Origin of the sequence: Oryzihumus sp. (assembly GCF_036391795.1) — a bacterium.
In the GTDB taxonomy this organism is placed as follows: Bacteria; Actinomycetota; Actinomycetes; order Actinomycetales; family Dermatophilaceae; genus Oryzihumus.
The window spans coordinates 1-12,199 of record NZ_DASVZH010000258.1 but is presented as its reverse complement, the minus strand read 5'-3'; the positions used below and the strand labels follow the sequence as shown (position 1 = coordinate 12,199).

Sequence of the window (12,199 nt, the reverse complement as noted above, 5' to 3'; positions counted from 1 at the left end):
GGATGTTGGGGTTCCAACGGCGCTTGGTGCGGCGGTGCGAGTGCGAGATGTTGTGACCGAAGCCCGGTCCCTTGCCGCAGACATCGCAGTTGGCAGCCACGGGTGATCTCCTGAACTCGTTGATGCAATGGAAGAACTGGTGCTCCCGGCAGGGCAGCACGAAGGATGCGCCGGCTGGGGGAACCGGTCAAGAGTAGCCGAGGCGGCCCGTCCGGCCAAAATGCGCCGGCCGGCGGCGTCAGACGCTCCCGGCGTGCCCGACGTGGGCGACCTCCATGGTCGCACGGCCCCGCTACCCTCACGCTGGAGCAGGAGGTGTGCATGAGTGACGGCGGGCCCGGTCCGCAGGGCCGGTTGACGCGGATCGACGCGGTGGCCGCGCGCCGCTGGGCCGTGACCGCGCGCGCTGCGCTGGCCGCCCGGCGCAGCGAGATCGACGCGCTCAACGTGTTCCCCGTCCCCGACGGAGACACCGGCACCAACCTCTACCTCACCCTCGACACCGCCCTGGACGCCGCACGTGCCGAGGCCGGCAACGCCGGCGGCGACTCCCTCGCGGACGCGGCGGCCGCCCTGGCGCGCACCACCCTGCTGGCCGCACGCGGCAACTCCGGGGTGATCTTCAGCCAGATCGTCCGGGGCATCAGCGAGGTCGTGGCCCGGGTGGCCGAGGAGCCGTGCGGCCTCGGACCGGAGGAGCTCACCGAGGCCCTGCGCCGCGCCAGCGAGCTCGCCTACGCCAGCGTCACCCGCCCGGTGGAGGGCACCATCCTGTCCGTCGGCGACGCCGCAGCGGCCGCCGCCGAGGTCGCCCTCAAGTCCGGCTCCGACCTGTATGCCGTGGTGACGGCCGCGCTGTCCGCGGCCCGCGAGGCCCTGGCGGCCACCACCGCCCAGCTGCCGGCCCTCGAGCGCGCCGGGGTGGTCGACGCCGGCGGCGCGGGCTACGTCCTGCTCCTGGAGGCCCTCGAACGGGTGGTCGCCGGCGGCGCCGACCCGGCCCCGCACCCCCTGGAGGACCTGGTGCCGGCCCGGCCCGAGTGGGCCCCGCCGTCACGCGCGGTCGAGCCGGAGGAGCGCTCCGACGCGCCGGCCTATGAGGTGATGTACCTCCTCGCCGACGCCGACGAGGAGGACGTGGCCTGGCTGCGTGACCGGCTCGACGCCCTCGGCGACTCCGTGCTCGTCGTGGGGAGCCACGACCTGTGGAACGTCCACGCCCATGTCGACGACGCCGGGGCGGCCATCGAGGCGGGGGTGGAGGCAGGGCGCCCGCACCGCATCCGCGTCACCCGGCTGAGCGAGGCGGAGGCCGGGCGCCGGCAGGAGCCGGCCAGCACGCTCGCCGTCGTCGCCTGCGCCGCCGGCCCCGGCCTGGCCGACGTCTTCCGGGCCGCGGGCGCCGGGGTCGTGGACAGCGGCCCGAGCCGCCGGGCGTCCACCGGGCAGATCCTGGAGGCCATCCGCGAGGCCCATGCCATGGCGGTCCTGGTGCTGCCCAACGACGCCGACACCTACCTCGCCGCCGAGGCCGCCGCGCGTGCCGCCGCGGACGAGGGGGTCGAGGTGCACGTGGTCCGCTCCCGGGCCGCGGTCCAGGGCATCGCCGCCCTGGCGGTCTTCGACGCCGGCGCAGGGGTCCGCGACAACCTGCTCGCCATGACCAGCGCCGCCGCCTCGACCCGCCAGGGTGCGGTCACCGTCGCCGACCGGGAGGCGCTCACCAGTGCCGGATGGTGCCACGCCGGCGACGTGCTGGGCGTGGTCGACGGCGACGTCGTGGCCATCGGCGACGACCTCAGCGCGGTCGCCGGTGACGTGGTCGAGCGCCTGCTGGGCAGCGGTGGCGAGCTGCTCACCGTCGTCACCGGCGACCAGGCCCCGGCCGACCTCGGCGACACCGTCGCGGCGGCGGCCCGCATCCGGCGCCGCGACCTCGAGGTGACAGTCCTCGCCGGCGGCCAGCCGGCATACCCGCTGCTGCTCGGGGTGGAGTGAGCGGTGGTCGACCTCTCCACCCCACTGGCGAAGGTGGTCGCACCGGGCTCGGCCGGGCCGCTGGCCAAGAACCGCGACGTGCACACCGTCGGGGACTTCCTGGAGTTCCTGCCCCGGCGCTACGTCCAGCCGGGGGAGCTGACCGACCTCGGCGAGCTCGCCGAGGGTGACGAGGTCGTCGTCGTCGCGCGGGTCCGCCAGGTCACCACGCGGCCGCTGCCCAGCCGGCCGCGCCAGCGGATGCTCACCGCGGTCATCACCGACGGGCGCACCGACGTCGAGGTGACCTTCTTCAACGCCCGCGGCCACGAGCACCGGCTGGTCCAGGGGGTGCACGGTCTGTTCGCCGGCACGGTCAAGGCGTTCCGCGGCACCTGGCAGCTGACCCACCCCGACTACCAGCTGTTCGCGGAGGAGGAGTCCCAGGAGGCCGTCAACCGCTACACCGGGCGGCTGGTGCCGATCTACCTGCCGGCAGGCCGGTCGATGCCGCCGTGGAAGGTCCGCACCGTCGGCGAGGTGGTCCTCGACTCCCTGGAGTCGCTGCCCGACCACCTGCCGGCCGAGGTCCGCGAGCGACGCGGCCTGCCGGGGTTGCGGGAGATGTACGAGCACCTGCACCGGCCGGAGAACCTCCCGCAGGTCGAGCACGCGCGGCACCGGCTTCGCTACGACGAGGCGTTCACGGTGCAGGCCGTCCTGGCCCAGCGCCGCCTGGCCAACGAGGACCTGCGCACCACGCCGCGCCGGGCCCGGCCGGGTGGGCTGCTCGAGGCCTTCGACGCCAAGCTGCCGTTCGAGCTCACCGACGGGCAGCGGGCCGTGTCCGAGACCATCGCCGCCGACCTGGCCCAGAGCCACCCGATGCACCGGCTGCTCCAGGGCGAGGTCGGCTCCGGCAAGACGGTCGTGGCGCTGCGGGCGATGCTCTCGGTCATCGACTCCGGCGGCCAGGCGGCCCTGCTCGCCCCGACGGAGGTGCTCGCCGCCCAGCACCACCGCTCGATGACGGCGATGCTCGGCGACCTCGCCGAGGGCGGCCTCCTCGGTGGCAGCGACCTGGGCACCCGGGTCACCCTGCTCACCGGAAGCCAGTCGACCGCGGCGCGGCGCAAGGCGCTGCTCGAGGCCGCCAGCGGCGAGGCGGGCATCGTCGTCGGCACCCACGCCCTCATCCAGGAGCACGTCAGCTTCTTCGACCTCGGCCTGGTCGTGGTCGACGAGCAGCACCGCTTCGGGGTCGAGCAGCGCGACGCGCTGCGCAGCAAGGGCAACCAGCCGCCCCACGTGCTGGTCATGACCGCCACCCCGATCCCGCGCACGGTGGCCATGACGGTGTTCGGCGACATGGAGACCTCCACCCTGACCGAGCTGCCCCGCGGGCGGTCGCCCATCGCCTCGCACGTGGTCCCGGGCACCAACCCACGCTGGGTCCAGCGGACCTGGCAGCGGGTGGCCGAGGAGGCCCGCAAGGGGCACCAGGCCTACGTCGTGTGCCCCCGCATCGGCGACGCCGCGGAGACGGGTGCGCCGATGGTCGACGACGACGGGGAGGCGCTGGACCTGTCCGACCTCGGGGAGGGCGCCGCCGCCCGCGAGCTGCACAGCGTCCACACCGTCGCCGCCGAGCTCGAGGACGAGCCGGCGCTGGAGGGGCTCACGGTCGGGGTGCTGCACGGCCGGCTCGCCCCCGAGGACAAGGACGCGGTGATGCGCGACTTCGCCGCCGGCACGATCGACGTGCTGGTCTCCACCACGGTCATCGAGGTCGGCGTCGACGTGCCCAACGCGACCGTCATGGTGGTCATGGACGCCGAGCGGTTCGGCGTCTCCCAGCTGCACCAGCTGCGCGGTCGCGTCGGGCGTGGCAGCGCGCCCGGCCTGTGCCTGCTCATGACCGAGTCGGAGTCCGAGGTGGCGCTGGAGCGGCTGGCGGCGGTCGCCGAGACCACCGACGGCTTCAGCCTGGCCCGCCTCGACCTGACCCAGCGGCGCGAGGGCGACGTCCTCGGCGCGCGGCAGAGCGGCAGCCGAGGCGGCCTGCGCCACCTGAGCCTCCTGCGCGACGAGGACCTCATCCTGCAGGCCCGGGAGGACGCCCTCGCCCTGGTGACCGACGACCCGCAGCTCGAGCGGCACCCGCTCCTGCGGCAGCGCATCGCCGCCGCGCTGGACGAGGAGCAGGCTGCCTACCTGGAACGAGGATGACCCCCGAGTGACACGCATCATCAGCGGCCGCGCCGGGGGCCGGCGCATCCAGACCCCGCCGGGCAGCGGCACCCGGCCGACCAGCGACCGCGTCCGCGAGGCCCTGTTCTCCCGGCTGGAGCACCTCGACGTGCTCCAGGACGCCCACGTGCTCGACCTGTATGCCGGGTCGGGCGCCCTCGGGCTCGAGGCCGCCAGCCGCGGGGCGGCCAGCGTGCTGCTCGTGGAGTCCGCGCGGGCCGCGGGGGCCGTGGCCCGGCGCAACGCCGCCGACCTCGGGCTGCCCGGGGTCACGGTGCGGGTCGACACCGTCGAGCGGGCCCTCCTCGGTGGTCCGCCCGCCACGGCCGGGCGCTACGACCTGGTGCTCGCCGACCCGCCCTATGACGTCACCGAGGACGCGCTCGCCGACGTCCTGCAGCTGCTGGTCACCCACGGGTGGCTCGGCTCCGACGCGCTCGTCGTCGTCGAGCGTTCCTCCCGCTCGCCCGAGCCGCGCTGGCCCGCCGGGCTGGACGCGGCGGGGGAGCGCCGCTACGGCGAGACGAAGATGTGGTTCGCCGACTTCGCCGGCGACCCCGAGGTCGCCTGAGCCCGGCAGGCGCGTGCCACGCGGTTGCCGCCGACGGGCGCTGGGTCATGCTGGGCCCATGACGAACCTCTACCTTCCCCGCCCCACCGCGGGCGACGTCGTCGAGCTCATCCTCGAGGACCACCGGCTGTTCGAGGACCTGCTCCGCCAGCTGCGCGACGCCACCGCCGACCGCGAGGCCGCCCGCACGGCGCTCGCCGACGTGCTCATCGCCCACGGCGAGGCCGAGGAGCAGGAGGTCTACCCCAAGCTCGTCCGCAAGGACGCGATCGGCGACCACGAGGCCGAGCACGGCGAGCACGAGCACGCCGAGGGCAACGAGAAGCTGCTGGCGCTCCTGGAGTGCAAGGCCACCGACACCCAGAAGTTCGACGACGCGGTCGAGGAGCTGCAGAAGGCCCTGATGCACCACATCGGCGAGGAGGAGCAGACCATCCTCAACCCGGCCCGCACCGACGTCTCCGAGGCGGTCCGGGCGGAGCTGGGCGCCTCGTTCGCCGCTGCCCGCAACGCCCTGCTCGACGAGGACCCCGGGTCGGTGGCCAACGTGCGCCGGATCGTGCAGGAGGCCGCCCGCGAGGGCAAGCTGGGGGACGACGAGGACGAGTGAGGTCGGGCCGCCCCCGGCCGGCAAGCACACGGCATACCGGCGGGTGGACCCGGAGTGCCTCTTGGCGCTCCGGGTCCGCTGCTAGGTTCGAACCGTGAGCACTGTGCGCCGCTGCGTCTGCCCCGGGTCCTACGACCCCGTGACGGTCGGACACGTCGATGTCATCTCCCGGGCGGCCGCCCTGTACGACGAGGTCGTCGTGGCGGTCCTGCACAACCCCGCCAAGAGCGGCACGTTGCCCGTCGAGCAGCGGCTGCAGCTGCTCAAGGCCGCGCTGGCCGACGTGCCCAACCTGCGCATCGAGGCCTACGCCAACACGCTGCTGGTCGACGTCTGCCGCGACCTCGGCGCCCAGGCCATCGTCAAGGGGCTGCGCAGCGGCACCGACTTCGCCTACGAGCTGCCGATGGCGCTGATGAACCGCCACCTGACCGGGGTCGAGACCGTGTTCCTGCCGGGGGACCCGCGTTTCGAGCACGTGTCGAGCTCGCTGGTCAAGGAGGTCGCCGCCCTGGGTGGCGACATCACCGGCCTGGTCGACGACGAGACCCGGGCCGCGCTGCTCGCGCGCCTGCGCCCGGCCGAAGGGAGCTGACGTTGGACGTCCAGGACCTGCTGGAGCACATCACCGCCACCGTGCGCGAGGCCAAGGCCATGCCGATGTCGGCCTCGTGCCTGGTCAACCGGGCCGAGCTGCTCGAGGACCTCGACCGGCTCCGGGCGGCCCTGCCGGCCGACCTCGACCACGCCGACGCGCTGCTCAGCGACCGGGACGCCATCGTCGCCTCGGGCGAGGCGCAGGCGCATGACCTGCTCCGTGCCGCCCACGCCGAGCGGGAGCAGCTGCTGGAACAGACCGAGGTGCTGGTCGCCGCCCGGGAGCGTGCCGCGACCGTCGTGGAGGACGCCCGCGCCGAGGCCAGCCGCCTGCTCAGCGACGCCGACGACTACGTCGACCGCAAGCTCGGCGAGTTCGAGGTGGTGCTGGGCCAGCTCGCGGCGCAGGTGGGCAACGGCCGGGAGCGCCTGGCCGCGCGCCGGGAGGCCGACCTGGCCCGGCTCGGTGTAGCCGACGAGGACGACGACGCGCCCCTGGCCCACGACCCGGCCACCGTTGACCTCGGCCCCGGGCTGGACGCGATGCGGCACGCGCACTAGCACCGCATTTGGGTGCGCGGTCCTCCCTCCGGTAACCTCATGCGTCGGTCCTCGTCCGTGCGCGGAAGAGGGCTGAGCCTGTGACGCAGACGCGCCACCGGACCAACTGCACGCAACGGAGCCATGGACCGACTCGACCCGCGCCAACCCCTGGTGTTCGACACCAAGGAGGTCGGCCGCCGACCGGGTTCCATGGCGAAGCTGTCTCGCACCGTCGAGGCCCCGGCAGACCTGGGCAGCGACGTCATCGCGGTGCAGCCCGGCCAGCCGGTCGAGCTGGAGCTGCGCATGGAGTCGGTCGTGGAGGGTGTCCTCGTCACCGGTTCGGCCCGAGCCACGGCGACCGGCGCCTGCGTGCGGTGCCTGGATCCGGTCAGCGAAGAGCTGGACGTGACCTTCCAGGAGCTGTTCGCCTACGCCGATCGGGCGCAGCACCACCACGAGGTGGCCTCTGCGGACGACGATGACGATGAGCTCGTGCTCGTGGGCGACCTGCTCGACCTCGAGCCCGTGCTCCGGGACGCAGTGGTGCCTGCCCTGCCGTTCCAGCCGGTGTGCCGGGAGGACTGCCCGGGACTGTGCCCCGAGTGCGGGGCGCATCTCGCGGACGATCCGGACCACCACCACGAGACGCTCGACCCCCGGTGGGCGGCTCTGCAGAACTTGACCAACAGCGGTACCGAAGAGAGAAGGAACTGACGTGGCTGTCCCGAAGCGGAAGACGTCGCGCTCCAACACCCGTTCGCGTCGCGCGAACTGGAAGACGACGGCGACCACGCTGACCGCGTGCCCGCAGTGCTCTGCCCCCAAGCAGCCGCACATCGCGTGCCCCTCCTGCGGTACCTACGCCGGTCGCCACTACGGCGTCGCGGAGCGCACCGAGCACCAGGGCTGACCAGCCCCGCCAACGCGTGACTTCGTCCCAGCCCCCGAAGGGGGACGGCGCGACGCAGCGGCCCGTCGACGACCTCGCCGACCACCTCCTCGGAGTGGTCGGTGCGGAGATCGACGAGCCGCTGCTTCTGCGTGCGCTGACCCACCGGTCCTATGCGTACGAGAACGGCGGCCTTCCCCACAACGAGCGCCTGGAGTTCCTCGGGGACTCCGTGCTCGGCCTCGTCGTCACCGACACGCTCTACGCCGACCACCCCGACCTGCCCGAGGGCCAGCTGGCCAAGCTGCGGGCCGCGGTGGTCAACATGCGTGCCCTGGCTGACGTCGCCCGGACCCTCGGGCTCGGTGACTACCTCCTGCTCGGGCGTGGTGAGGAGAGCACCGGCGGCCGCGACAAGGCCTCGATCCTCGCCGACACGATGGAGGCGGTCATCGGCACCGTCTACCTCTCCGCCGGGCTCGAGGCCGCCAGCACGTTCGTGCACCACCTGCTCGACCCGCTGATGAAGTCCTCGGCCAGCCTCGGCGCCGGCCTGGACTGGAAGACCAGCCTGCAGGAGCTCACCGCCTCCACCGGCCTCGGCGTGCCCGAGTACCGCGTGACCGAGGAGGGCCCCGACCACGAGAAGGTCTTCACCGCGCGGGCCGTGATCGGCGAGGAGACCCTCGGCGAAGGGGTCGGGCGCAGCAAGAAGGAGGCCGAGCAGAAGGCCGCCGAGCGCGCGTGGACCGAGCTGAGTGCCCGCGCCGAGGCCGCCCGGACCGCGCGCCCCGCTGCCCCCGTGGATGCCTGAGCTCCCCGAGGTCGAGGTTGTCCGTCGCGGCCTGGCCGACCACGTCGTCGGCCGCCGCATCGACTCCGCGGCGTTCCTCGGCGCCCGGGTCGCCCGCCGGCACCTGCCCGGCCCGGTCGACCTCGCGGCGCGGCTCACCGACAACACCGTCGAGGCGGCGGAGCGGCGCGGCAAGTACCTCTGGCTCGTCCTCACCGCCCCCGACGGCCACCGCCAGGGCCTCATCGTCCACCTCGGCATGAGCGGCCAGCTGCTCGTCGAGCCCGCCGACGCCCCGCGTGAGAAGCACCTGCACGCCACCTTCGACTTCCACGACGACGGCCCTCAGCTGCGCTTCGTCGACCAGCGCACCTTCGGCGGCATGGCGCTCGCGGACCTCGTGCCAGACCTCGCCTCCGTGCCACGCCCCTGGGGCGTGCCCTCCACCATCACGCACATCGCCCCCGACCCGCTCGAGCCGGCCTACGACCAGGGGGCCGTCGTCGCACGGCTGAAGGCACGGCATACCGGCGTGAAGCGGGCCCTGCTGGACCAGGGACTGGTCTCCGGGGTGGGCAACATCTACGCCGACGAGGCGCTGTGGCGCGCGCAGGTGCACGGCGAGCGGGAGGCGGCCTCCCTGACCCGTCCCGCGCTTGGCCGGCTGCTGGACCACGCCCGCGACGTCATGACCGAGGCGCTCGGGCAGGGCGGCACGAGCTTCGACGCGTTGTACGTCAACGTCAACGGCGCCTCCGGCTACTTCGACCGCAGCCTGGCCGCCTACGGGCAGGAGGGCCGGCCGTGCCCGCGCTGCGGCACCCCGATCCGGCGGGAGGCGTTCATGAACCGCTCGTCCTACTCCTGCCCCCGGTGCCAGCCCCGTCCGCGACCGCGTCGCTGACACGCACCCGCGGCTGGTGCCGCCGTCGAGGCGGCGTGGTTATCGTGCGGGGGTGACCACCTCGACGCCGCTGTCCGCGCTCCGCCTGCCCGCCGCCGACGAGGGCTGGGAGGAGTGGCTGGCGCGGCGTTGCGACGGCCAGCTCGAGCAGGCCCGGACCGCCGTCGAGAAGCTCAAGGCCGATCCCGGCGCCGACGCCGCGACGGTCATGGCCGGCTGGAACGAAGCCAGCATCGCCCTCGGCAACGCCTTCGCCGCCGCCAGCCTGATGAGCCAGGTCCACCCGAGCGAGGCGGTGCGCACCCGGGCCGAGGCCGCCGAGCAGGCCGCCCACCGGCTCTCCACCGACCTGAGCCTGGACCGGGCGCTCTACGACATCCTCGCCGCGGTCGACGCCGACGCCCTCGACGAGGGTGGGCAGCGGGTGCTGCGCCTGACGCTGCGCGACTTCCGCCGCTCCGGCGTCGACCGGGACGAGGCGACCCGGGAGCGGCTGCGCGCCCTGGCCGAGCGGGAGACCCTCGTCGGCCAGGAGTTCTCCAAGAACATCCGCGACGACGTGCGACGCGTGCGCCTGGAGCCTTCGCAGCTCGCCGGGCTGCCGCAGGACTGGGTGGACGCCCACCCAACAGGGGAGGACGGTCTGGTCGAGGTCACCACCGACTACCCCGACGTCATCCCGTTCATGTCCTTCGCCCATGACCACACCGCCCGTGCCGCCCTGCGCACGGAGTTCCTCAACCGGGCGTGGCCGGCCAACGACGGGGTGCTCAAGGAGCTGCTGGCGCTGCGGGCCGAGCACGCGTCACTGCTCGGCTACGACGGCTGGCCGGACTACGACGCCGAGGTCAAGATGATCGGCCGCGGGGCGGCGATCGGGGAGTTCATCGACGAGATCGCCGCGTTGGCCGAGGAGTCCGGGCGCCGCGACGTCGCCGTGCTGCTCGCCCGGCTGCAGCAGGACCGGCCAGGGGACACCACGGTCGCCGGCTCCGACGCGGCCTACTACGCCGAGGTCATCCGGCGGGAGAACTTCGACGTCGACGCCCAGACGGTGCGCACCTACTTCGACTTCGCCGCGGTGCGCCAGGGCCTGCTCGACGTCACCGGTCGGCTGTTCGGGGTGGACTACCGCCGGGTCGAGGACGCCCCGGTCTGGCACGAGGACGTCGCGGTCTACGACGTGCTCCTCGACGGGGAGGCGATCGGGCGCATCCACCTCGACCTGCACCCGCGGGAGGGCAAGTACAAGCACGCCGCGCAGTTCGACCTGCAGCCCGGCATCGCCGGTCGCCAGCTCGCCGAGGGCGTCCTGGTGTGCAACCTGCCGCGCGGCCTGATGGAGCACTCCGACGTGGTCACGCTCTTCCACGAGTTCGGGCACCTCGTGCACCACGTACTGGCCGGCCGGCACCCGTGGGCGCGCTTCTCCGGCGTGGCGACCGAGTGGGACTTCGTCGAGGCGCCCTCGCAGATGCTGGAGGAGTGGGCCTGGGACGCCGCCGTCCTGCGCACGTTCGCCCGCAACGCGGCGGGGGAGCCCATCCCGGCCGAGCTCGTGGCCCGGATGAAGGCCGCCGACGACTTCGGCAAGGGCTACCTGGCGCGCACCCAGATGTTCTACGCCTCGGTCTCCTACCGGCTGCACCGCGAGCGGGTCGAGGACACCACCGCCCTCGTGCGGTCCCTGCAGGAGCAGTACGACCTGTTCCCCTACACCGAGGGCACCCACTTCCAGGCCGCGTTCGGCCACCTCGAGGGCTACTCCTCGGCCTACTACACGTACATGTGGAGCCTGGTCATCGCCAAGGACCTGTTCTCCGCGTTCGACAAGGACGACCTGTTCGCCGCCGGGACTGCGCTGCGCTATCGCGACCGGATCCTGGCCGCCGGCGGCAGCAAGGACGCCGCCGACCTGGTCGAGGACTTCCTCGGGCGCCCCTACAACCCGGAGGCGTTCCGCCGCTGGCTGGAGGAGGCCCCGCAGGCATGATCCGTGCGGTGATGTTCGTGCGCGGGCAGGTGCAGGGCGTCGGGTTCCGCTGGTGGACCCGCGCCCGGGCGCTCGAGCTCGGTCTGGTCGGCCACGCCCGCAACACCGCCGACGGGCGGGTGGAGGTAGTCGTCCAGGGCAGTGAGGAGGCGGTCGCCAGGCTGGAGACGCTGCTGCGCGAGACCCCCAGCCGGCATCGCCGGCCGGGCCGGGTGGACTCGGTCGCGGTCCAGCACGGTATGCCGCGTGAGGGGGTCTCCGGGTTCGTCGAGCGGTGAGTGGGTGACCGCCCGCCGGGGGTGCGTGGCGTTGACCTGCGGCGATGGCGGTGTCACTCTGGTCGCGGGGGCAGCGTCGGTCGCAGTCCCCGGACCCCATCCATCGCCCTTCGCACGCGCGAAGGATCCTGTCGGAGTTGGTATGGCCAAGGCCCTGCTGGGTCAGCGCGCTTTCCGGGACGATCGCCTCGTGCTCGAGGCGGCGCGTCTGCGGACCCGCGTGCGTGACCTCGAGACCCTGATCGAGCACCTGCAGAGCGACAACGACCGGCTTCGCGACAACTTGCGCGAGCAGGAGCTGGCCGTCCCCGAGCCGGTCAGCTAGGGGCCGGCTCCCAGTTCACCCAGTTCCCCGGACACGGGGTTCCCCGCCGGTATGGTTGGCCGAGTTCACCACCGGTTAGAGGAGCCCATCGCTCGTGTACGTCAAGAGCCTGACCCTGCGGGGCTTCAAGTCCTTCGCCTCCGCGACGTCGATGCGGCTCGAACCCGGCATCACCTGCATCGTGGGCCCCAACGGCTCCGGCAAGTCCAATGTGGTCGACGCGCTCGCGTGGGTGATGGGGGAGCAGGGGGCCAAGAGCCTGCGCGGCGGCAAGATGGAGGACGTCATCTTCGCCGGCACCGCCGGGCGCCCGCCGCTCGGCCGGGCCGAGGTGACGCTGACCATCGACAACACCGACGGTGCCCTGCCGATCGACTACACCGAGGTCACCATCGCGCGGACGATGTTCCGCAACGGCGGGTCCGAGTACGCCATCAACGGCACGCCGTGCCGGCTGCTCGACGTC

The 12,199-nt window shown here is 73.4% G+C and carries 15 protein-coding genes; 14 read left to right on the top strand and 1 reads right to left on the bottom strand.

Annotated features, from left to right (window positions below):
• The coding region (rpmB, locus tag VF825_RS15970; RefSeq protein ID WP_331115107.1) for a 50S ribosomal protein L28 at nucleotides 1-100 on the bottom strand (100 nt) is incomplete at its 3' end.
• A 221-nt stretch (nucleotides 101-321) separates the two neighbouring features.
• Here rpmB and VF825_RS15965 point away from each other — a divergent pair.
• The 14 genes from VF825_RS15965 to VF825_RS15900 all read left to right on the top strand — a co-directional run.
• Complete coding sequence (locus VF825_RS15965; protein WP_331115103.1) at nucleotides 322-1,998, top strand: DAK2 domain-containing protein; 1,677 nt, start codon at nucleotides 322-324, stop codon at nucleotides 1,996-1,998.
• A gap of 3 nt (nucleotides 1,999-2,001) precedes the next feature.
• The gene (locus VF825_RS15960) at nucleotides 2,002-4,206 is read left to right on the top strand and encodes an ATP-dependent DNA helicase RecG (RefSeq protein ID WP_331115101.1); all 2,205 of its coding nucleotides are present in this window, start codon (nucleotides 2,002-2,004) and stop codon (nucleotides 4,204-4,206) included.
• A gap of 7 nt (nucleotides 4,207-4,213) precedes the next feature.
• Complete coding sequence (gene rsmD / locus VF825_RS15955) at nucleotides 4,214-4,798, top strand: 16S rRNA (guanine(966)-N(2))-methyltransferase RsmD (RefSeq protein ID WP_331115099.1); 585 nt, start codon at nucleotides 4,214-4,216, stop codon at nucleotides 4,796-4,798.
• A gap of 58 nt (nucleotides 4,799-4,856) precedes the next feature.
• Nucleotides 4,857-5,408 carry a hemerythrin domain-containing protein gene (locus VF825_RS15950; protein ID WP_331115097.1) on the top strand — a complete coding sequence of 184 codons (552 nt, stop codon included), beginning with the start codon at nucleotides 4,857-4,859 and terminating at the stop codon, nucleotides 5,406-5,408.
• Between the two features lie 94 nt (nucleotides 5,409-5,502).
• The gene (gene coaD, locus VF825_RS15945; RefSeq protein ID WP_414695884.1) at nucleotides 5,503-6,003 is read left to right on the top strand and encodes a pantetheine-phosphate adenylyltransferase; all 501 of its coding nucleotides are present in this window, start codon (nucleotides 5,503-5,505) and stop codon (nucleotides 6,001-6,003) included.
• Nucleotides 6,004-6,005: 2 nt separating this feature from the next.
• The gene (locus VF825_RS15940) at nucleotides 6,006-6,566 is read left to right on the top strand and encodes a hypothetical protein (RefSeq protein ID WP_331115095.1); all 561 of its coding nucleotides are present in this window, start codon (nucleotides 6,006-6,008) and stop codon (nucleotides 6,564-6,566) included.
• Between the two features lie 123 nt (nucleotides 6,567-6,689).
• Nucleotides 6,690-7,265 (top strand): YceD family protein, encoded by a 576-nt coding sequence (locus VF825_RS15935; protein WP_331115092.1) that lies wholly within the window; start codon nucleotides 6,690-6,692, stop codon nucleotides 7,263-7,265.
• Between the two features lies 1 nt (nucleotide 7,266).
• Entirely contained in the window at nucleotides 7,267-7,461 is a 195-nt protein-coding gene (rpmF, locus tag VF825_RS15930) for a 50S ribosomal protein L32 (RefSeq protein WP_141789000.1), read from the top strand.
• Nucleotides 7,462-7,477: 16 nt separating this feature from the next.
• Complete coding sequence (gene rnc, locus VF825_RS15925) at nucleotides 7,478-8,254, top strand: ribonuclease III (protein ID WP_331115089.1); 777 nt, start codon at nucleotides 7,478-7,480, stop codon at nucleotides 8,252-8,254.
• Entirely contained in the window at nucleotides 8,247-9,137 is an 891-nt protein-coding gene (gene mutM, locus VF825_RS15920) for a bifunctional DNA-formamidopyrimidine glycosylase/DNA-(apurinic or apyrimidinic site) lyase (protein ID WP_331115086.1), read from the top strand. The genes rnc and mutM overlap by 8 nt, the downstream gene beginning before the upstream one ends.
• Before the next feature lie 52 nt (nucleotides 9,138-9,189).
• Complete coding sequence (locus tag VF825_RS15915; RefSeq protein WP_331115084.1) at nucleotides 9,190-11,130, top strand: M3 family metallopeptidase; 1,941 nt, start codon at nucleotides 9,190-9,192, stop codon at nucleotides 11,128-11,130.
• Entirely contained in the window at nucleotides 11,127-11,408 is a 282-nt protein-coding gene (locus VF825_RS15910) for an acylphosphatase (protein ID WP_331115082.1), read from the top strand. The genes VF825_RS15915 and VF825_RS15910 overlap by 4 nt, the downstream gene beginning before the upstream one ends.
• 142 nt (nucleotides 11,409-11,550) lie before the next feature.
• Nucleotides 11,551-11,733, top strand: coding sequence for a hypothetical protein (locus tag VF825_RS15905; protein ID WP_331115080.1), 183 nt, complete (start codon nucleotides 11,551-11,553; stop codon nucleotides 11,731-11,733).
• 94 nt (nucleotides 11,734-11,827) lie between these two features.
• A partial coding sequence (locus VF825_RS15900; RefSeq protein WP_331115078.1) for an AAA family ATPase occupies nucleotides 11,828-12,199 on the top strand: 372 nt, incomplete at its 3' end.

Excerpts from the sequence above, each read along its gene's own strand:
- VF825_RS15965 (WP_331115103.1), top strand. The coding sequence starts at position 322 with ATGAGTGACGGCGGGCCCGGTCCGCAGGGCCGGTTGACGCGGATCGAC.
- VF825_RS15950 (WP_331115097.1), top strand. The coding sequence starts at position 4,857 with ATGACGAACCTCTACCTTCCCCGCCCCACCGCGGGCGACGTCGTCGAG.
- VF825_RS15935 (WP_331115092.1), top strand. The coding sequence starts at position 6,690 with ATGGACCGACTCGACCCGCGCCAACCCCTGGTGTTCGACACCAAGGAG.
- mutM (WP_331115086.1), top strand. The coding sequence starts at position 8,247 with ATGCCTGAGCTCCCCGAGGTCGAGGTTGTCCGTCGCGGCCTGGCCGAC.
- VF825_RS15910 (WP_331115082.1), top strand. The coding sequence starts at position 11,127 with ATGATCCGTGCGGTGATGTTCGTGCGCGGGCAGGTGCAGGGCGTCGGG.
- VF825_RS15905 (WP_331115080.1), top strand. The coding sequence starts at position 11,551 with ATGGCCAAGGCCCTGCTGGGTCAGCGCGCTTTCCGGGACGATCGCCTC.